20 protein-coding genes and 1 tRNA gene are annotated in these 21533 nt (G+C 29.5%); 6 read left to right on the top strand and 15 right to left on the bottom strand.

Annotation, left to right across the window (positions count from 1 at the left end; genetic code table 11):
- Window positions 1–8: 8 nt before the first annotated feature.
- Genes pyrF through L8W64_RS02295 form a run of 6 tightly spaced genes read right to left on the bottom strand, consistent with a single transcriptional unit; the run spans window position 9 to window position 4677 of the window.
- Window positions 9–692 (bottom strand): orotidine-5'-phosphate decarboxylase, encoded by a 684-nt coding sequence (pyrF, locus tag L8W64_RS02320; RefSeq protein ID WP_263659334.1) that lies wholly within the window; start codon window positions 690–692, stop codon window positions 9–11.
- Window positions 689–1087 (bottom strand): transcription antitermination factor NusB, encoded by a 399-nt coding sequence (nusB, locus tag L8W64_RS02315; protein ID WP_263659333.1) that lies wholly within the window; start codon window positions 1085–1087, stop codon window positions 689–691. The genes pyrF and nusB overlap by 4 nt, the downstream gene beginning before the upstream one ends.
- 1 nt (window position 1088) lies before the next feature.
- A complete protein-coding gene (ribE, locus tag L8W64_RS02310; protein WP_012661257.1) occupies window positions 1089–1559 on the bottom strand; it encodes a 6,7-dimethyl-8-ribityllumazine synthase in 471 nt (156 codons plus the stop codon).
- A 12-nt stretch (window positions 1560–1571) separates the two neighbouring features.
- Window positions 1572–2375: a 3-deoxy-8-phosphooctulonate synthase gene (kdsA, locus tag L8W64_RS02305; protein ID WP_263659332.1), complete on the bottom strand. Its 804-nt coding sequence runs from the start codon at window positions 2373–2375 to the stop codon at window positions 1572–1574.
- A gap of 18 nt (window positions 2376–2393) precedes the next feature.
- Complete coding sequence (locus L8W64_RS02300; RefSeq protein ID WP_263659331.1) at window positions 2394–3755, bottom strand: uracil-xanthine permease family protein; 1362 nt, start codon at window positions 3753–3755, stop codon at window positions 2394–2396.
- Window positions 3745–4677: a DMT family transporter gene (locus L8W64_RS02295; RefSeq protein ID WP_263672784.1), complete on the bottom strand. Its 933-nt coding sequence runs from the start codon at window positions 4675–4677 to the stop codon at window positions 3745–3747. Before L8W64_RS02295 ends, L8W64_RS02300 begins: the two co-directional genes overlap by 11 nt.
- Window positions 4678–4776: 99 nt before the next feature.
- Here L8W64_RS02295 and der point away from each other — a divergent pair, with 99 nt between their 5' ends.
- The 5 genes from der to L8W64_RS02270 are packed head-to-tail and all read left to right on the top strand — an operon-like array spanning window position 4777 to window position 11257.
- Window positions 4777–6162, top strand: coding sequence for a ribosome biogenesis GTPase Der (der, locus tag L8W64_RS02290; protein ID WP_263672783.1), 1386 nt, complete (start codon window positions 4777–4779; stop codon window positions 6160–6162).
- Window positions 6146–6643, top strand: a complete 498-nt coding sequence (locus L8W64_RS02285; RefSeq protein ID WP_220566727.1) for a shikimate kinase — start codon at window positions 6146–6148, stop codon at window positions 6641–6643. Before der ends, L8W64_RS02285 begins: the two co-directional genes overlap by 17 nt.
- Entirely contained in the window at window positions 6640–7599 is a 960-nt protein-coding gene (gene trpS / locus L8W64_RS02280; RefSeq protein ID WP_263664759.1) for a tryptophan--tRNA ligase, read from the top strand. The genes L8W64_RS02285 and trpS overlap by 4 nt, the downstream gene beginning before the upstream one ends.
- 11 nt (window positions 7600–7610) lie before the next feature.
- The gene (gene serS / locus L8W64_RS02275) at window positions 7611–8846 is read left to right on the top strand and encodes a serine--tRNA ligase (RefSeq protein WP_263660568.1); all 1236 of its coding nucleotides are present in this window, start codon (window positions 7611–7613) and stop codon (window positions 8844–8846) included.
- 8 nt (window positions 8847–8854) lie between these two features.
- Window positions 8855–11257, top strand: a complete 2403-nt coding sequence (locus tag L8W64_RS02270; protein WP_263672782.1) for a tetratricopeptide repeat protein — start codon at window positions 8855–8857, stop codon at window positions 11255–11257.
- Window positions 11258–11359: 102 nt separating this feature from the next.
- Here L8W64_RS02270 and L8W64_RS02265 read toward each other — a convergent pair.
- The 7 genes from L8W64_RS02265 to secA form a co-directional block, all read right to left on the bottom strand.
- Window positions 11360–11434, bottom strand: a tRNA-Asn gene (locus tag L8W64_RS02265).
- A 67-nt stretch (window positions 11435–11501) separates the two neighbouring features.
- Window positions 11502–12410: a radical SAM protein gene (locus L8W64_RS02260; protein ID WP_263672781.1), complete on the bottom strand. Its 909-nt coding sequence runs from the start codon at window positions 12408–12410 to the stop codon at window positions 11502–11504.
- Entirely contained in the window at window positions 12407–13429 is a 1023-nt protein-coding gene (hemE, locus tag L8W64_RS02255) for a uroporphyrinogen decarboxylase (RefSeq protein WP_263665654.1), read from the bottom strand. Before hemE ends, L8W64_RS02260 begins: the two co-directional genes overlap by 4 nt.
- Before the next feature lie 14 nt (window positions 13430–13443).
- Entirely contained in the window at window positions 13444–13950 is a 507-nt protein-coding gene (locus L8W64_RS02250) for a YqhA family protein (protein WP_087699510.1), read from the bottom strand.
- A 10-nt stretch (window positions 13951–13960) separates the two neighbouring features.
- On the bottom strand, window positions 13961–14980 hold the full coding sequence (locus L8W64_RS02245) for an aspartate-semialdehyde dehydrogenase (RefSeq protein ID WP_263660564.1): 1020 nt from the start codon (window positions 14978–14980) through the stop codon (window positions 13961–13963).
- Window positions 14981–14989: 9 nt separating this feature from the next.
- Window positions 14990–16279 carry a sigma-54-dependent transcriptional regulator gene (locus L8W64_RS02240; RefSeq protein ID WP_263659321.1) on the bottom strand — a complete coding sequence of 430 codons (1290 nt, stop codon included), beginning with the start codon at window positions 16277–16279 and terminating at the stop codon, window positions 14990–14992.
- A gap of 8 nt (window positions 16280–16287) precedes the next feature.
- Complete coding sequence (gene secA, locus L8W64_RS02235; protein ID WP_263672780.1) at window positions 16288–18879, bottom strand: preprotein translocase subunit SecA; 2592 nt, start codon at window positions 18877–18879, stop codon at window positions 16288–16290.
- A 119-nt stretch (window positions 18880–18998) separates the two neighbouring features.
- Between secA and lolA the strand changes: the two genes are divergently transcribed.
- Window positions 18999–19505 (top strand): LolA-like outer membrane lipoprotein chaperone, encoded by a 507-nt coding sequence (gene lolA, locus L8W64_RS02230; protein WP_263660561.1) that lies wholly within the window; start codon window positions 18999–19001, stop codon window positions 19503–19505.
- Here the strand turns inward: lolA and L8W64_RS02225 are convergent, their stop codons facing one another.
- Both L8W64_RS02225 and L8W64_RS02220 read right to left on the bottom strand, forming a co-directional pair.
- A complete protein-coding gene (locus tag L8W64_RS02225; RefSeq protein ID WP_263659318.1) occupies window positions 19506–20156 on the bottom strand; it encodes a flagellar basal body-associated FliL family protein in 651 nt (216 codons plus the stop codon).
- Window positions 20153–21499: an ATP-dependent DNA helicase gene (locus tag L8W64_RS02220; RefSeq protein ID WP_263659317.1), complete on the bottom strand. Its 1347-nt coding sequence runs from the start codon at window positions 21497–21499 to the stop codon at window positions 20153–20155. Before L8W64_RS02220 ends, L8W64_RS02225 begins: the two co-directional genes overlap by 4 nt.
- Window positions 21500–21533: the final 34 nt, after the last annotated feature.

The raw sequence follows: 21533 nt of genomic DNA, 5'->3' as shown, positions 1-21533 counted from the left end.
CTCTAGGCTTATTTTAAATGCTCTAATATATTCTCACAAACCATTCTAGGTTCTTTTGCCTTATAAATAGGTCTTCCAACCACGATAAAATCTGACAGATTATCCTTAGCACACTGTATATCAGCTACTCTTTTTTGATCATCTAAATTTTCTTCAAAAGGACGAATTCCAGGAGTTAGTGTAATAAAATTTGTATTTGTATTTTCTTTAATCAATAAGCTCTCATATACCGAACAAACCATACCATCAAGACCGCTTTCATAGCTAATTTTAGAAAATTCCTTAACAGCTTGCTTGATATCTTGTTTGTATATACTAAAAAATTCTTGCTCATCAAAACTAGTTAAAGCAGATACAGCAAGCACCAAAGGTCTTTTGCTCAAAACACTTAAACGCTCCATAATCATGCACATAGCACTTTTACCTGCACTTGCGTGGATATTAAACATATCCACATCAAGCTTAGCAAGCTCTTCACAAGCATCTGCCATGGTATTTGGTATATCATAAAGCTTTAAATCTAAAAAGATTTTAAAATCATCCACTTTTTTAATCGCCTCTAAAAGCTTTACTCCATCTCTTAAATATGATCTAAGTCCTATTTTAACCCAAAGATCTAAACCTTTTAATTCTTTAGCCAAACTAATACACTCATCATAACTTGACACATCAAAAGCCACACAAAGTTTCATTGCTTTTCCTTGTTGATTTTATCCAACACCCCGTTGATAAATTTAGGAGCATTATCTCCTGCCATTTCTTTTGCAAGCTCTATAGCCTCGTTAATGATAATCGCTTTTTGTGTAGAAGTAAATAAAATCTCATAAGCACCTAAACGCAAAATGGCCTTTTCTATACTAGCTACTCCATCTAATTTGTGCTCTTTCAAACACTCATTAATTTTCTCATCAAGCAAAGTAAGTTGCTCATTGATACCATTATATAAATCTAGAGTGAATTTTCTTTGGTCATTGCGAATTTTTTTCTCATCTAAAAATTCATTGATAAAATCTTTATTTTCTTGATTTAACTGTGCTGCATAAAGCAAAGAAACTATACTTTGTCTTACTTGGTGTCTAGTAGCCATTTTAAGCCTTAATTTTTTGGATTAAATTAAGCATTTCAACCACAGTAAGCATAGCTTCAAAGCCCTTATTACCTGCTTTACTACCTGCTCTTTCTATGGCTTGCTCTAAGGTATCAGTTGTTAAAACTCCAAAACTCACAGGCACATTAGCTCCAAGCCCTACACTTGCTATACCTTTAGTAGTTTCAGCTGCTACATAATCAAAATGTGGTGTACTTCCACGAATTACTGCTCCAACACAACAAATTCCATCAAATTTTTTACTCTCACAAGCTTGTTTTAATGCAAAAGGAATTTCAAAAGCACCTGGCACTAAGATAAGACTTAAGTTTTCTTCCTTGCCTCCATGTCTTAAAAAAGCATCTTTAGCACCTTCAACTAAACGATCTGTGATGATATGATTAAATCTTGCATTGATAATCGCAATTTTCTCATCACCTTTTAAACTTAAATTTCCCTCTATTATCTTCATAATTTTCCTTTTTTAAATGATTTCTTGAATTTTTAAAAGCGTATTTACGCAGTTTTTAAGTCTTGAAAGATCAAGCATATTTGGTCCATCGCATAAAGCTTTGCAAGGATCAATGTGCGTTTCAAAGAAAAATCCATCTACGCCTACACTAGCAGCAGCTCTTGCTAATGGCTCTACAAATTCACTTTTGCCTCCACTACTTCCACCATTTGCTCCTGGCATTTGCACACTATGAGTAGCATCAAAAATAACTGGAGCATATTTTCTCATGACAACCAAACTTCTCATATCTACGACCAAATTTCCATAGCCAAAACTCGAACCTCTCTCAGCTACAAAAACTCCATTTTCTTTGGCTATTTCAAAACCTTCTTCATTAATGCCTCTAGTTTGTAAAATTTTAGCTACACTGTATTTAATATCCTCAGGATTTAAAAATTGCCCTTTTTTTACATTTACCTTGGCTTTTGTTTTAGCAGCAGCCACTAATAAATCAGTTTGCCTGCATAAAAAGGCTGGAATTTGTAAAACATCTACAACCTCAGCCGCAACACTCGCTTGAGAACTCTCATGAATATCAGTAAGAATTTGCATGCCAAATTTATCTTTCACTTTTTGCAAAATTTCCAAGCCTTTTTCAAGACCTGGTCCTCTAAAACTATTAATACTAGTTCTATTTGCTTTATCAAAACTTGATTTAAAATAAAAATCAATTCTATCATCTTTTAAAAAGCATTCAAGCTCTTGTGCAACTTTAAAAACAAGTTCTTCATTTTCTATTACACAAGGACCTGCTATTAGTATCATTTTTTTCATTATTTTTCCTTATTTTTATTATTTTACTTTATTTTTTTCATTTTCTTCAAGCGGAAAAACGCAATTTAAAATAATAGCCGTAATCCCACCTGCTGCAATCCCTGAAGAAAATAAAGTTTTAAACCACATTGGCATAAATTCTAAAATATCAGGATTATTAGAAACTCCAAGCCCTATACCCAAACTCATAGCTATGATGATAATAGAACGACGATTTAGATTTTCCTTAGAAATAATCCTAACTCCCGTTGCAGCTATAGTACCAAACATTACTAAAGTTGCTCCACCTAAAATAGGCTCTGGAATTTGTAAAGTAATATCAGCCACAATAGGAAATAAACCCAAAATCATCAACATAAAAGCTACAATAAATCCAACATATCGACTTGCAACACCTGTTAAAGCTATAACGCCATTATTTTGCCCAAAACATGAATTTGGAAAAGTATTAAAAAAGGCTGAAACAAAGGAATTAAAACCATTAGCCAAAACCCCACCTTTTAATCTTTTTGCATAAAGTTCGCCTTTAACTGGCTGATTTGAAACTTCACTAGTAGCACTAATATCGCCGATAGTTTCTAAAGAAGTTACCATAAAAACTAAAATCAAAGGTAAAATAAGATTATAATCAATACTCAAACCATAATGTAAAGGATCGGGTAAAAACACTAAAGGTAAATTTTCATTAAAATTAAAACTAAAATTTTCAAAAGTCATAGCTACTAAAAGCCCTATTATCATAGCTATAAACAAAGAAGAAATTCTTATATAGGCATTATTAAAACGATTTAAAACAATAATACTTAAAATCACAACTCCAGCTAATAATAAATTTTGCAAAGAACCAAATTCACCACTTACCTTAGCCGCAAATCCACCTCCTGCACTCACAAGGCCAACATTAATCAAACTAAGACCTATAATCATCACAACTATACCTGAAACCAAAGGCGAAATCACTCTTCTAATAAAAGGTAAAATTTGAGAAATAATCATTTCAGTAGTAGAACAAAGCATTAAAGTGCCAAAAATGGCTCCAAGCATTGCTTCTTGCGATAAACCATTATTTTTTAAAACAAGCCCACCTAAAATAATAGGTGCAACAAAATTAAAACTAGTCCCTTGAATAGATAAAAGTCCACTCCCTATAGGACCCCAAGTTTTAATCTGCAAAAGCGAAGCAACGCCTGAAGCAAAAAGCGACATACAAATAATTCTAGCCGTATTAGTATCATCTATCCCAAGTCCTTTGCAAATTAATAAAGCAGGTGTAATCACAGCAACAAACATAGCCATTAAATGCACTAATGCAGCAAAAAATGCCTTAGCAAAAGGTGGTCTATCTTCTAAACCATAAATTAAATCTGTTTTATTTTCCATTTTTCTTTCCTTTTGTTTGCTTACTAACCAAAATAATTCCTCCTAAAATAATGCTAAAAATTCCTATAAAAACCATTAAGCTAGGAAATTCATCTCCTAATAATATGCCCAAAAATAAAGTAAAAACTACATCTATATAGCTAACTCCTGCGACAACTCCTGCCTTTTTTGCTACTCCATAAGCTTTAGTAACATGAATTTGATACATTGCTCCAAAAATTCCCATCAAAACAATAAAAATCCAAGCTTTAAGACTAGGCATAACAAAAGGAGCAATTAAAAAATCAAGCTCTTTTATTTCATAAAAAGAACCTACAATCATAGACATTAAAGGCATAAGAGTACCAATTAAAACAAAAGATAAAGCTATAAATGGCGCTGGGTATGATTTTCTAAGCTCTCTTACGCTAGTTAGCGCCAAGGCTGCACAAAAACCGCTTAAAATTCCTAAAATACTATTTTTTAAATCAAAACCTGAATGCGTAGTGCTATCTGCAAAAGGCTGACAGATTAATAATACTCCTATAAAAGCAATCAAAATCCCAAAACAAGCTTTTAATTCTAAACTTTCTTTAAAAAACAAAAAAGCAATCAAAGCTATAAAAATAGGCGCTGTTTTTTGAAAAGCAAAAGCTCCACCTAATGAAATATTAGAAACATTATAAAAGAAAAGATATAAAGCGATCGTTCCTATAATACCTCTAAAAATAAGCAGTCCAAGATGTCCGCCACTTTTATGAAAATTTAATTTTGAAAGCGCATAAAGCATAAAAGCTGTGCCTATAATATTTCTAAAAAACATAATTTCAATCGACGATAATTCTTCACTAAGAATTTTTGCACAAGCACCTACAAATGCAAATTCTATAGAAGCAATAATCATAAAATATATACCTAAATTCTTTTTAACTATTCTTAACATATAAATTCCATATAAAATTCCTGTTATTTTAGTCTTTTTTGCTTAATTTTAAGGCAATTTTTATATAATCACAAATAAAAATTTAAAAAATGAGTATTAATGCAAAGTATTATTTTAATAGGAAAACCAAATGTTGGCAAATCAAGTCTTTTTAATAGACTTGCAAGAAAGCGCATTGCAATAACTAGTGACATAAGTGGAACTACAAGAGATACCAATAAAATAGAAGTAGAAATTGATGGCAAAAAAGCTTTGTTGATAGATAGCGGCGGGCTTGATGAGAGTAATGAGCTTTTTAAAAATGTCAAAGCAAATTCGCTTAAAGCTGCTAAAAATAGTGATATTATCTTTTATATGGTGGATGGAAAATTTTTACCTGATGATGAAGATAAAGCTTTTTTTTATGAAATGAAAAAACTTAACAAACCCATAGCTTTAGTAATCAATAAAGTCGATAACAAAAAAGACGAGGAAAGATCTTGGGAATTTTCTAATTTTGGAGTAAAAGAAGTTTTTAATATCTCTGTAACGCATAATATAGGCATTGATGAGCTTTGTATGTGGGCTAGTAAGTTTTTAGATGAAAGTTATTTAAATACAGATGAAGAAGAAGACTTTGAAAGTTATTTAGAAAATTTTGATGAAAATAGCGGAGATTTTAAGCTAAAAACTATTAATGAAAATCATATTAAAGTGGGAATTATCGGCAGGGTTAATGTAGGAAAATCAAGTCTTTTAAATGCTTTAGTAAAAGAAGAACGTAGCGTGGTAAGCGATATAGCAGGCACTACAATTGATCCTGTTAATGAAAGCATTATGCATAAAGATAAAATCATCGAATTTGTAGACACCGCAGGTATTAGAAAACGCGGGAAAATACAGGGTTTAGAGCGTTATGCACTTAATAGAACTGAATATGCCCTAGCCAATGCTCAAATTGCACTTTTAGTACTTGACGCAGCTGAAGGTTTTAACGAACTTGATGAGCGTATCGCAGGGCTTGCTGCTAAACATTGTTTAGGTGTGATTATTGTACTTAATAAATGGGATAAAAGCGAACTTGATTTTGATAAAACTTTAAAAGAATTAAAACTAGATCGTTTTAAATTCCTAGCTTATGCACCCGTTGTAAGCGTATCAGCTTTAAGTGGAAAAAGAATACATGTGCTTTTGGATAAAATTTTAGAAGTTTTTGCAAATTTCACCCAAAAAATTCCAACAGCAAAATTAAATGCTTTGGTAGAAGAAGCCACAAGAGCCCACCCGCTACCACATGATTATGGTAAATTAGTGAAAATTTATTATGCGGTTCAATACGACTTAGCACCTCCAAAAATAGCTCTAATTATGAATAGACCAAAAGCTTTACATTTTAGTTATAAACGATATTTACAAAATCAAATTAGAAAACAATTTAACTTTGAAGGTGTACCTTTAATTTTAGCTTCAAGAAAAAAAGGTAGCAAAGATGAGCAAGAAAACTAACCTCCTTTTTGTAGGATTTATGGGCTGTGGTAAAACAACTATAGCAAGGGCTTATGCAAAAAAATATGATAAATTCTTTTTAGATACAGATGTTTTAATCAAAGAAAAATTTAATCTTGAAATTAGTGAATTTTTTAAAACATATGGAGAAAAAAAATTTCGCAAAGAAGAAAAAAAACTTGTTTCGTTTTTAACTTATGTGCAAAATTGTTCTATTGCAAGCGGTGGTGGCTTCATAGAACAAAAAAAATTAAAAAATATTGGTACTATCGTTTACTTAAAAGCAAGTTTTGATTATCTCTTGCAAAGACTAAATAAAGAAGAATTGGCCGCAAGACCCTTATTTTCAAACACAAACAATGCTAAAATACTATTTGATCAAAGAATTAAAAAATATGAAAAAAAAGCAAATATCATTATAAACATTGAAAACAAAAATATCCAAGAAATAATTAAAGAAATCAAAAAAGAGGTAAAATGAGAATTATTACAGGATTACAGCCAAGTGGGGATTTACATATAGGAAATTATTTTGGCTCTATAAAACAAATGCTAAATATGCAAGAAGAAAATCAAATGTATATGTTTATAGCAAACTATCATGCTATGACTTCAAATTTTAATGGAGAAAAACTTAAACAAAATTCACTCAAAGCTGCGGCAGCTTTTTTAAGTTTAGGAATTGATCCACAAAAAAGCGTATTTTGGTTACAAAGTGATGTAAAAGAAGTGATGGAGCTTTATTGGATTCTTTCTCAATTTACCCCAATGGGACTTTTAGAAAGAGCACATAGCTATAAAGATAAAATTGCCAAAGGTTTAAATGCCAACCATGGGCTTTTTTCTTACCCTGTTTTAATGGCTGCAGATATTTTACTTTTTAATGCTCAAGTAGTTCCTGTAGGTAAAGATCAAATTCAACATGTTGAAATAGCAAGAGATATAGCTTTAAAAGTAAATAATGAATGGGGTGAAATTTTTACCCTACCTCAAGCTAAAGTTAATGATGAAGTTGCAGTAGTGCCTGGTACTGATGGAGCTAAAATGAGCAAGTCTTATCAAAACACAATCGATATTTTTAATACACCAAAAGCTATTAAAAAACAAATTTCTTCTATTGTTACAGATAGTACGGCTTTAGAAGATCCAAAAGATTGGCAAAATTGTAATGTATTTAAAATCGCAAAATTGTTTTTAGACAAAACAAAACAAGAAACTTTAAAAAGTCGTTATGAAAAAGGTGGCGAAGGTTATGGGCATTTTAAAATGTATTTAAATGAAATCATTAGTGAGTATTTTGCCTCGGCTAAGGAAGAATATGAAAAATTACTAGCTAATCCTTCTAAAATCGATGAGATTTTAGAATTTGGAGCAAGCAAAGCAAAAAAACAAGCCCGAGAAACAATGGAAAAAATTTATGCTAAAATAGGACTATAAAAGGAGTTAGAATGTTAGATTTAAAACTTTTGCAAAATAATTTTGATGAAATTGCGCAAAAACTAAAAGCTAAAAAAGTAGATGAAAATTTACTCAAAGAACTTAGCGACTTATTTATAAATTTAAAAAAAGAAAAAGCACTTTTGGAAGAATTTCAAGCTTTTCAAAATAAATTTAGTAAAGAGCTTGCAACAGCACAAGATAAAGAAAGCTTAAAAGCACAACTAAGCCAAAATAAAGAAAAAATCAATACTCAGTCAAAAATCGTTAGCACGCTAGAAGAAAAACTAGAACAAATTGCCCTAGCAATACCAAATACCCCTGATGATTGCGTACCTTTTGGAGAAGATGAAGATGAAAATGTAGAATTAAAAAAAGTTCTAACACCTCCTAGTTTTGATTTTGAAATCAAAGAACATCATGATTTAGGAGAAAAATTAAACTGGCTTGATTTTACAAGAGGGGTTAAAATCTCACAAAGTCGTTTCTGTGTGCTTAAAAATGAAGGAGCTTTACTAAGTAGAGCCTTGGTAAATTATATGATTGATTTTAATAGAAGTAGAGGTTTTGAGCTAGTCAATGTACCATTTTTAGTAAATAGCGCAACCATGTATGGCACAGGACAGCTTCCTAAATTTAAAGATGATATGTATAAGGTAGAAAATGATGATTTATATCTCATCTCAACTTCTGAAATTCCTGTAACTAATCTTTATTCTAATGAAATTTTAACTCAAGAAGAACTACCCTTAAAAATGACCTGCTATAGTGCTTGTTTTAGACAAGAAGCAGGAAGCGCGGGTAGAGATACAAGAGGTATTATAAGGCAACATCAATTTGAAAAAGTAGAGCTTGTTAGTATATGTAAGCCTGATCAAAGTGAATTGATGTTTGAAGAAATGTTAAATTGCGCTAGTGATTTACTAAGCTCTTTGGGTCTAGCACATAGGCATTTAATGCTTTGCACGGGAGATTTGGGCTTTTCTGCTGCGAAAACAGTAGACTTAGAAGTATGGCTTCCATCGCAAAACAAATACCGTGAAATTAGCTCTGTGTCAAATTGTAAAGATTTTCAAGCAAGACGCGCAAAGATCCGTTTTAAAAACGATAAGGGCAAAAATGAATTAGTTCACACACTTAATGGTTCTTCGCTAGCTGTTGGTAGAACCTTAGTAGCTATTATGGAAAATTATCAAGAAAAAGATGGAAATATAAGAATTCCTGATGCATTAAGAAAATACTTTTAAGAGAAAACATGGCCGAAGAAGTAACACCTAAAGAACAAGATAATCAAGAAAAAGCTTTTTCAGAGATTGATGAAAATCCAGGAGTGGAAGAACAAACTATCCCTCCTGGCACAATACCTCCTGAATTAGAGGAAGAAGAAAGTACTTTTCAAAGAGTAGAGGAAGAACCTCAAGCATCACAACCTGAAGAAAAGAAAAAGCTTTTTGATAAAAAATTTCTTATTTTGATTTCAACACTTGGTGCTCTTGCTCTAATTTTATTTATTATTTTAGTTTTACTTCTTGTTTTTAAGGAAGATAAAAAAGTAATCACAAATAATCCAATTTTAGAAGATAATGTTAGTACAAGTATCACAAAGGTGAAACAATCTGCTTTAGATCTTGTAGTACAAAAGGCAAATTTATTATATGAAAAAGGTGATATAGAAAGTGCTTTAGAGCTTTATAATAATATTAATATTTTCAATCAATCTTTATCAAGTTATAATCTTGGTGTAGCTCAAATGAAACAAAAAGATTATATTAGTGCTGTTGAGAATTTCAAACAATCTTTAGAATTAGAAGAACACAAAGTTGCAGCAGCTATTAATATAGCTGTGTGTTATTTTAATCTGGGCGATAAAGAGAAATTTAAATATTATCTTGATTTAGCAAGAGTACATTTACCACAAGATTCTAAATCTTCTTTGTATGATTATTATCTAGGATTAATTAATTACTATCAAGGATTTTATCCAGAGGCTTTACAAATGTTCATGCGTTCAAGTAATATCAACAGCTATCAAGGAGAGTCTTATTACCTTGGGGCAAAAATTTACGCATTATTAAAATCTGATCAAAACGCCATTAATCTTCTGCAAAAGCAACAAGATTATGAAGCAAGCTTACCCTTAGGTTTATTATATGCAAAACTGGGAGAATATAAAAAAGCTAAAGAATATCTTGAAAAAGCATCAAAAATAGAAAATCAAGCCATAAGAAGCAAAATGGCTCTAGCTTTAGTAGAATTAAAAACAGGTCAATTTGACAATGGTGCACAAATTTTAAAAACTTTATATGTAAAAGATAGAGCTATTGGCTCAAAATACTATAACATAAAAACAAGACTAAAAAGAAATTTTTCAAATATTGATATAGCGCAGCAACATTTTGCCAAAAGTTTAATCACAGGAAAACAACAAATTTATGATTTACTTTTTTATTTTTCACCTTATCGCGTTTTTGATATAAAACAAAGCATGGAACTCATCACAAAAGCTGATTTGGGAAATTTCATACAAGGGTATGAGTATGAAAATGAATTGCTTGTTAAAAGCAAAGCTTTATCAGGCGTTAATGTGGAATTATCTCATGCTATCAATCTAGCTTTTAATTTTCATCTAAGAGAAGCAAATCAAGAATTTAAAAATTTAAGTGAAATTTATCATGCTCACGATGTAATTCATTACAATCTTGCTTTAACTTATGCACAACTGCAAGATTATAATAATGCATATAAACATTTTTCAACTGCTTATCATTTAAATCCAAAAAATTATATTGCAGGTATTTTTGCCATATATTGCATGGATTTAGTAAAAAAAGATTATACCAAACTTGCTAATGAACTTTTGGAAAATTTACAAGTAGATAATAATATCGATCAAAATCATAATATCTATAAATATTTACTACATCTAGTTAAAAGTGACTTTACTGCTATGATTCCTTATTTAGACAACCTTTCAAATAGCAAAAATACTCCTTTAGAACTAATGTTTGCTATAGTAGCTGCTAATGGCAATAATCTTGAAATTTTAAGAAATCAAAAAATAAAAGAATTAAAAGATTTGCTCGGTGAGGATATTATTAGCAATATTTTATATTTTAATTCTAAAAACACAAATCTTGATATTAAAGAGTATGCCAAACAAGCACAAATGTATTTTTTAACAACCAAGCTTGATTATAATTCTTTATTTGGTGGAGCTGGTATAGTTAAAGACAGCTATGTGACACTTATGCAAATTACAGGCTTATTAAATCATGTTAGAAATGACATAAAAAAAAGACTTGCTATGAGTAATAAAAATTCCATCGGGCTGATTTTTGCTCTAGCTTATGTTGATATTTTTGCTAAAGAATATCAAGAAGCATATACGCTTTACAATATCTTAATAGATGATTATAAAATCAAAGATGCACAAACTTTATTTTTAGCCGCAGTAGCAGCGATAGGTTCTAATAATCCAAATTCAGCCATAGCTTTACTAGAGCTTGCAAAATTAGAAAATGAAGAAACCTTAGAAGCAAGACTTGCACTAGGACTATTATATCATGAAGTTCAAAATTTAGAACCTGCTATGTTTCAATATGAAAAAGTAGGGAATAATTTTGAAAGTAAATTTTTTACTTTTGATATTAAAAATTAGTATTTTCATAAAATAAGAAAATACTAATTAACTATCAAAAAATATAATTATAAATTACAAATTAGATTATTATAAAATATACATGAGGTTAACTTTATGAAGTGGCTCCGGATGTAGGATTCGAACCTACGACCAATCGGTTAACAGCCGACTACTCTACCGCTGAGCTAATCCGGAACATCAATAAATAAGAAATGACATTATATAAGAAAAAAACTTTTTTGTCAAGATTTTTTATAAAAAATTACGCTTTTTTGTAAAATTTTACTCCTGCTAAATTTTCTACAACAATTTTTCGTTCTTTAATTAATTTTTCTAATATATCTTTACTATGCTGACTAAATTTGTTTTCTATGTCAAATTCACTTTGTGCTCTAAGCTGCAGCATCTTCAAGAGCTCTTGGATATTAAAATCAATTTTTTCACCTTTGTAATAATGTTTAGCAAGCACAACAGGCACACTAGTAATATACATACTTAATTCTTCCAACTTTTCCAAAGATATACCTTTAACAGGATACGCAGGCGGTCTATCTATAGTGCTAAAATCCACTCTTGATGGTCTTATCTTGTCAAATGCTTCATTTAAAGCCAACATCTCATCTTTGTTATCATTCAATCCCTTGACAATTAAAACTTCCATAACAAGCTCACCCAAAAATTTCTCTCTAAAGGCGATCATTTGTTCTATCATTGTTTCAAGTTTTATTTGCTTTAAAGCCCTATCAACTCTATAAAAAGTTTTTTCCATTGCACTATCAAGACTAAATTTAACTACATCAATATACATTAAAGCATCAAAAATATCCGAATTTAAAACTCCACTACCATTGCTTAGGATTAAGAGTTTTTTATCTTGTTTTATTTTATTTAACTCATAAACTAATTCTTTTAAATGAGGATATAAAGTAGGCTCACCATTTGCAGTTAATGTTAAAAAGTCAAATTGCACATTACTTTTCAATACACTTTGTACTTCATCGATAATATTTTTTATTTTAGGATAAATTAAAGATTTTTCCAAAGGTTTTGCAGCTTGTAATTCACAATAAACGCAGTCAAAATTACATTGTTTTTGATTTGGACTTAAATCAATTCCCAATGAAAGTCCAAATCTTCTTGAACTTATAGGCCCAAAAGTTATTTTACTCACTTTTTAGATTTCTCTTGAACTAGCTTGATAAAATATTTAGCATTATCAACAGGAATATCAGGTAAAATTCCATGTCCGAGATTAAAAATATGTGCACTATCTTGCATAATATTTAAAATTTTATCCACACCTTGTTCAATAGCTTTTTTATCATAGAGTCTGCAAGGCTCCATATTACCCTGCAAAGTATATTTAGCGCCTAGTTTTTCCTTAGCCAACTCTAAAGGGGTACTCCAATCTACTCCAAAGACATCAAAATTTCCATTTATATCATCTAAGAACCCACTTACCCCTTTAGGAAATAAAATCACAGGAATATGCGGATATTTTTCCTTTATAAAATCAGCAATTTCAAGCATATATTTAAAAGAAAACTCAAAAAACATTTCTTTTTCTAAAGCACTTGCCCAACTATCAAATATCTGTATAGCATTAGCACCTGCTCTAATTTGCTCTTGAATATAATACTTTAAAACAAAAGTAAGTTTAGATAAAATTTGATGTAAAAATTCAGGATTTTGATAGACTATTTTTTTACACTTTGCATAATTTTTACTACTACCACCCTCTATCATATAAGTAGCAATAGTCCAAGGACTTCCACAAAAACCAATCAAAGCTTTATCTTGTGTAAGTTTTTCTCTAGTAAATGCTAGTGCATCATAAACATAAGAAAGATTTTTAATGCTTTTTTCAACATCTAATCTTTCTAATTCTTCTTTTGTTTTAATAGGATTTGAAAATATAGGGCCCTCGCCTTTTTCAAATTTTAAATCCATACCCATTTCTAAAGGTACTACTAAAATATCTGAAAAAATAATAGCTGCATCAACACCCAAAATATCTACTGGTTGTAAGGTAACTTCACTCGCTTTTTTATAATCTTTACAAAGTGATAAAAAATCTCCAGCACTTGCTCTAACCTGCATATATTCAGGTAAATATCTTCCTGCTTGGCGCATCATCCAAACTGGAGTATAAGAGGTTGACTTTTTAAAACATGCATCAATAAAAATCATTTTTATTCCTTATTTTAATGATCACTTTTGTGTAAAAAATAAAGTCCTATACAAAGAGCTAAAATAGAACCTGCAAGATAGGTCATATCCAAAACCGTATTTAGTTGCATTTGCAAAATTCTTTGGAAAAAATTTACAACTAAAACCATAATAATAACTTTTGCAAGTTTATCTTTTAGTTGATCTAAACTGTGCACTTCTAAAACTTTTGATTGTTTAGTTTGCTTAAATTCTTCTATTTCACTAATAAAAAGTTCATAAATTCCAAAAGAAAATATAAATAAAACTAAAGCCATTAAATATAAATCTACAGCCCCTATAATCAAACCAACAATGTCTTCATGCAAATCTACCGTAGAATTAGGCAGCATAAAATACTCAAATACATATTTTAAAACTTTAATCACATCATAACTTGCAATAAAAAATAAAACAAAAGCTCCTATAAGGCCAAAAATTACAGGCAAAATAGTGACTAAACGACTCTTAACCAATAAATTCTCAAAAAATCTTTCTAGCATTCTTCTCCTTTTAAACTAACTCTAGCCATTTTTGTGCAATACGCACTGCATTTGTAGCAGCTCCTACACGAATTTGATCAGCCACGCACCATAAGTGTAAAATATTTTTATGATTAATATCGCGTCTAATTCTTCCTACATAAGTTTCATTAGTATCGCTTGTAAAAAGTGGCATAGGATATTTTTTATTTTCTACATCATCAATCACAACAACACTTGGTGCTTTAGAAAGTATCTCTCTAACCTTAGCAACATCAACATCTTTTTCAAAATGCATAGTAATAGCTTCACTATGACTTCTAAGCACAGGAACTCTTACGCAAGTTGCTGAAATTTCAAGTTTTTTATGCAATATTTTTTGCGTTTCATTTACCATTTTTAATTCTTCTTTAGTGTAGCCATTTTCACTAAAAACATCAATTTGAGGAATTAAATTTAAAGCTAAGGTATATGGAAAAGTTTTTGCCTCAAATTCATCTAATTTAAAAGCAAAAAAACTTTGCATTCCTTGAACTAATTCTTCCATACCTTCTTTACCTGCACCACTTGCTGCTTGATAAGTACTTACATCTACTCTTTTTAGATTAAATACATCATCAAGTGGTTTTAAAACATGCACCATTTGTATAGTAGAGCAATTTGGATTAGCAATAATTCCTGTTTTTTCCCAATCTTTAATATCTTCGCTATTGCATTCAGGAACTACCAAAGGAACATTTTCATCCATTCTAAAATGACTAGTATTATCAATCACTACAGCACCACACTCTACTGCGTATTTTGCATACTCAGCACTTATGTTTCCTCCGGCACTAAAAAAAGCAATATCTACAGGATTTTCTTTAAAAACATTTGGAGTTAATTCTTTTACTTTATAACTTTTTCCTCTAAATTCTACTTCACTACCTGCGCTTTTTGCGCTTGCTAATGGTAAAATACTTTCAACCGGGAAATCAAGCTCATCTAAAACATTTAAAAGTTCTTCGCCAACCGCTCCTGTTGCACCTACAATGGCTATTTTTTTCATCATCCATCCTTTTTAAGTAATATTGTATTTTTTCATTTTTTCACTAAAAATTTTTTCACTCATCCCTATAAGCTTAGCTGCTTCTGCAATATCTTGCGAATTTTTTAAAGCTTCTAAAATCAATTCTTTTTCAAGATTTTTAATATCTTTACTTTTTCTACTTTCTAAAAATAAATCTTGAGCGCTAATCTCATCATTTTCACTTAAAATACAAGCTCTTTGTATAATAGAAATCAATTCTCTAATATTACCTGGAAAATCATAAGCTAGCAAAGCACCTTGTGCTTCTTGACTTAAAGTTTTTTCATTAAAATCGTATTCTTTACATGTATCAAGTAATACCTTTTGTGCAATTTGCAAAATTTCTTCTTGACGCTCTCTTAGTGGTGGTATATTAATAGGAATAGTATTAAGCCTATAATATAAATCTTGTCTGAATTCATTATCTGTAATCTTTTTTTCTATATGAGCATTAGTTGCACTAATAATTCTTACATCAATCTTTATACTTTTAGTACTTCCTAATCTTGTAATTTCTTTTTCTTGCAAGGCTCTTAATAATTTTGCTTGAATTTCATAAGGCATTTCACCTATTTCATCTAAAAACAAAGTGCCTTCATTAGCAAGCTCAAACAACCCTATTTTAGTAGTATTAGCATCGGTAAATGCACCTTTTTCAAAACCAAAAAGCTCACTTTCTATCAAATTTGATGGAATTGCTGCCATATTAATAGCCACAAAAGGTTTTTGTGCTCTTTTTGAATTTTTATGCACAAAATTTGCAAAAACTTCTTTACCTACCCCACTTTCTCCAAAAAAAAGCACACTTGCATCTGTCTTAGCAGCCTTAGTAGCCAATTTTAAACAATCTTCCAAAGCTTTAGAAGTGCCATAAAAATCTTGATTTTCTTCTTTTTTGATAATCTTTTTGTTTGTTTTTTTAGAAGTCTTTTCTTGAATTATTTTTGCGCGTTTTATCGCAGTTACTAAAGTATTAATATCAAATGGTTTTACTAGAAAATCTTTTACTCCAAGTCTTACTGCTTCTATGGCACGATTTAGCGTTGCATTACCTGTAATAATAATAAAATCATATTTATTCTCACAAGCTTGCACAAATTCAATACCATCCATACCCGGCATATTAATATCTGTAATAATCAAATCAACATCATCATTTAGTTTTTTTAAAGCTTCAGTTGCTGATTTATAAGATTTTATAGCAAATTCTTCATACTCACTCAAAGCAATTTCGAGTGATTTTCTCATATTTATATCATCTTCAACTATAACTAAATTCATTTCAAACCTTAAGCTAAAATACCCTTTTTAGGACCACTTTTACCATGACATTCTTTATATTTTTTACCACTACCGCAAGGACAAGGTGAATTTCTAGGCACTTTAGTAATTTGTGCTTCACCATTTTCATCAACACCACTTTCTGTGGTACTAGCTAAAAACTGCTCGTTTTGTTCATGGCTTTTTTCTTCAAAATTCTGTGCTTCTTTTTGAGTAAAAACTACATTAAATAATAATTTCAAACTATCAAATTTAACACGCTCAACAAGCTCCATGAAAAGATTATAACTTTCTTTTTTGTATTCTACTAAAGGATCTTTTTGATTATAACTTCTTAAACCTATACCAGTTTTCAAAATATCCATTTGGTATAAATGCTCTCTCCATAGATTATCCAAAATTTGAAGATATAGAATTCTTTCAATTCTTCTAGCTTCCTTATCTTCAATAATATTCATTTTATCTTTGTAAGCTTTTTCTAAAATTTCACTTAATTTATTTTCTGCTTCAATTACACCTAAATCTTTAAAATCAGCTTCGCTAAGCTCAAGATTACACTCATAACTTACTTTTTGCTTTAAGCTTTCAAAATGCTTAACATCATCTTCAAGTTCTGCATTTAGATAAATTTGGCTTACTAAGTGATTACTATACTCGGCAATATTTTTTAAAATTTTATCTTGCAAGTCAAATTCTTCATCTAACAATTCATTTCTATAATTATAAATAGTCTTTCTTTGTTCATTTGCCACATCATCATATTCAAGCAAATGTTTTCTGCTCTCAAAATGCAAGCTTTCAACTTTTTTTTGCGCATTCTCAACAGCTCTTGTAACAATACGACTTTCTATATGCTCGCCCTCTTCTATACCTAATCTTTCCATGATATTTTTTATGCGATCACCACCAAAAATTCTCAAAAGATTATCCTCTAAACTTAAGTAAAATCTACTTACACCAGGATCACCTTGACGCCCTGCACGACCACGAAGTTGATTGTCTATTCTTCTGCTTTCATGACGCTCAGTTCCTATAATATAAAGCCCGCCTAAAGCTCTTATTTCATCATCTATTTTTATATCAACCCCACGACCTGCCATATTAGTAGCTATAGTCACTGCACCTTTTTTACCTGCATCTTGGATAATCAAAGCTTCTTGCTCGTGATTTTTAGCATTAAGCACATGATGAGGAATGCGTTCTTTTACAAGCATATTATGAAATACTTCACTTCTTTCAATACTTGCAGTTCCCACTAAAACTGGCTGACCCTTTGCATTTGCTTTTTTTATCTCTTCAATAACTGCTTTAAATTTTTCTTCTTGAGTTTTATAAATCAAATCATCTTTATCTATTCTTGCAATTGGTATATTTGTAGGTATAGAAACTACATCTAAATTATAAATTTGAGAAAATTCCGTTGCCTCAGTTTGTGCAGTACCTGTCATGCCTGCTAACTTTTTGTACATTCTAAAATAATTTTGGAAAGTAATATCTGCTAAAGTTTGACTTTCTTCCTGAATTTTTACCCCTTCTTTAGCTTCTAATGCTTGGTGCAAGCCATCACTAAAGCGTCTTCCTTCACTTAATCTTCCCGTGAATTCATCAACAATTACAACTTCTTTATCTCTTAATACATAATGCACATCTTTTTCAAATAAATTATGTGCTTTTAAAGCCTGATCAAGCTGATGGGCCAATATTGCATTATCTAAGCTATATAAATTTTCTACTCCAAATAATTTTTCAGCCTTAGAAATTCCAGCCTCTGTAATCATAATAGTTCTATTTTTCTCATCAACAACAAAATCACCACTTGGCAATTCTTGAGGAGTAACAGCTACTTGGCCTTTTTGCATTTGTTTTGCTACTTCATTTGCTTTAACATAGCCGTCTAAAGTTCTATTTGTAGGCCCACTTATAATAAGCGGAGTTCTTGCTTCATCTATTAAAATACTATCTACTTCATCAACTATAACAAAATTATGCTCTCTTTGTACTTTTTCAAGCTTTGAAAATTTCATGTTATCGCGTAAATAATCAAAGCCAAATTCATTATTTGTACCATAAGTTATATCACACTCATAAGCTTTTTTATGTGCCTCATCACTATTTTGTTCTGAAACTATCACACCTACACTAAAACCTAAAAAATTATAAATAGCACTCATTTGCTCTGCATCTCTTTTAGCCAAATAATCATTTACAGTAACCACATGCACACCCTTACCACTCATAGCATTTAATACAACAGGTAAAGTTGCAACCAAGGTTTTACCTTCCCCAGTTTTCATTTCAGCAATTTTTCCATCATGTAAAACCATACCACCAATTAATTGCACATCAAAATGGCGCATATTAAGAGTTCTTTTTCCTACTTCTCTAACTATTGCAAAAACATCATTCAGTATTTGGTCTAAAGTTTGTTCTTCTTTTTGAATTTGTGTTTTAAATTCTATAAATACTTGTTTTAATTCATCATCGCTTAAATTTTGGTATTTTGATTCTAAAGCATTAATTTGCACAACCCTCTTTAAATATTTTTTTACTTCTCGATCATTTTTTGTGCCAAATATTGCTTTAAATACACTAGAAAACATTTTTTTACCTTTAATTACAAAAATATATGCTAGATTATACCTTGAATTTAATTAGAACTATATAAAAAGTTTTGTTTGGATAAATTTTATATAATTTACAAAATTTTTAAAGGATAATTATGAGATATTTTATATTTTTAATGTTATTTGTTTGTAGTATTTTTGCTTTTGATATAAATTTTAAAAATTTTAGTAGTGATTTTGAACAAAAGGTGCAAAGCAATAATTCTTCGCTAAATTATAAAGGAAATTTTATCATTACTCAAAATAAAGCCTTTTGGAATTATACTAAACCAAATAAAAAACAAATTTATATCAATCACAAAGAAGTTATTATCATAGAGCCTGAGTTAGAACAAGCTATTTATACTCAATTGCAAAATTTACCAAATCTTCAAGAAATTTTTAAAAATGCAAAATTAATATCTCATGAAAATTATGAAGCAAAATACGAAAATATCACATATAATATCAAACTAAAAAATGATAATCTTAGTAATATTTCTTATAAAGATGAGTTAGGAAACTTAGTTAGTATTTATTTTTATAATCAGAAATTTGATCAAAATATCAACGAAAATATTTTTATACCAAAAATCCCAAGCCATTTTGATATTATTCAATAATCAAAATGGTATTTCATTAAACAAATCTTGTTGTTCTTTACTTGGAGCTAACATTTGCATTTGAGTTTTTTCCATGGTTTTTAAAATCATATCCATAGCCTCTTTACTTGTGTTAGTATCTTGATTAAAACTTTTATTATCATCTTTATCATTGTTGTTTATTTGATCGGTATTTATATCTTTTGATTGAGTATTATTTTGATCCGTATTTTTTGCAACTTTGGAATTATCTTGAATTTCCTTTTGTTTGATAGTTTTTATTGTATTGTCATCTTTTTTTTCCAAATCATTTATAAAACGCTTAAATTCTTCCAAGTCAAACTTAGCTACCGAATTAATTTTTAAAATATAAATATTTTTAATTTGAGTTTTATATTTTTTATTACTAAATTTAAGCAAGGTTTCTTTAAAATTATTTTTACCAACTTCTGTAAACAAATCTTCATAAAAATAACTAGATACAATGGTATTTAAAGCATCTATAATTTTCTTTTGATCTAAATTTTCTCCTTCAAAATCTAAATTCATTTCAATTTTTTTTAAAGTATTGTTTCCAACCTTTGAATATAAATCAGTTCTAAAATTTTCTATACTCAAGGAACTAGCATGGATATTAAAAAACATTAAAAGCAAAACTATAATCCACTTCATATTATCTCCTCATCTTCTTCTAAATCTATAAATTTTTCTTGTAAATAAAATTTTTTCACTTCTTTATCGGTTTTTAAAATTCTTAAAAAATAATCCTCAAAAGGCATTTTATAATTATATATGATTTTTAAATTACAAGGATTAATGGCCCTTGATAAACATACATATAATTGTCCTTTTTCAAAAATTCCATCAATATCACATATAAGCTTATCTATACTCATACCTTGAGATTTATGGATTGTTATAGCATAAGCTAGTTTTATAGGAAATTGAACAAATTTAGCTTTTATCTTAACTTCTAGTTTTTCATCTTTGTCTAACTCATACTCTTCTAAGGTATATTCATATGGTTTTAATTTCAATCTTTCACCATTATTTTTCTCTATCAGAATATATTCTTGCTCTTTATCTTTTATAAAATCTAAAATAATTCCTTGTTCTCCATTGTAATAATTTTCCTCTTTATTATTTACACAAAAAATAATCTTAGAACCTATTTTTAATTTTAACTCCTCTAAAGAATTTAATCCTTTAATCCACTGCTCATAAATTTTATCATCTAAAGTATAATCTAATTTTTCCATTCTTGATTTAAATATTTTTTCTTTACCTTGCAAAAGATTTAATTTTTTAGCATTTATACAATTAGCTTTTTTATTTGTAGCACACAATAGGGTATATTCGTCCATATACTCAAGCAAATCTTTTGGATAAATTAACATTTTTTTAAAAAAACTTAGTATTTCTTGATTTACTTTGCCAATTCTAAGAAAAAATAAATATTCATAAAATTGTTTATCTAAAGTTCTTTTAGTAATACTAAGCTTTAAATTGACAAATTTTAAATCATTCCAAGCTTGAGAAGAAAAAGCATATAGAGTATTTTGAAATAAAGTGTTTTGATTCTCTTTGTAGTTTATTACAGGTGGAAGTTGAAAAAAATCACCGACTAATAAAATTTTACCACTAAAGTCACTTCTTGTTAATCTATAATAAATCATTTCCATCAAAGATGCACTTATCATAGAAATTTCATCAATAATTAATAAATCACATTGTTTTAAAATTCTTTTTAATTTTTCTAACTTATTTCTTTGTTTTCGATCTTCATAATACAATTCATCATAATTTTGACATCTTTTAAAGGCAAAAAAACCATGTAAAGTAACTCCTCCTATATTAAATGCACTTAATCCAGTAGAACCTAATACAACAACAATTCTACCTTGTTTTCTATATAATTTAACAAGTTCTGTAGTTAAGAATGATTTACCAACTCCAGCAGAACCACTTAGAAATATATTATTATCTTTTAAGAAAAAATCTAACTTATTTAACATCATCCTAATATTATATTATAATCTACTAAAACTC

It is taken from the genome of Campylobacter sp. IFREMER_LSEM_CL1097, assembly GCF_025772225.1.
GTDB classification, from domain to species: Bacteria; Campylobacterota; Campylobacteria; order Campylobacterales; family Campylobacteraceae; genus Campylobacter_D; species Campylobacter_D lari_D.
This window is presented reverse-complemented; position numbering and strand designations above follow the sequence as displayed.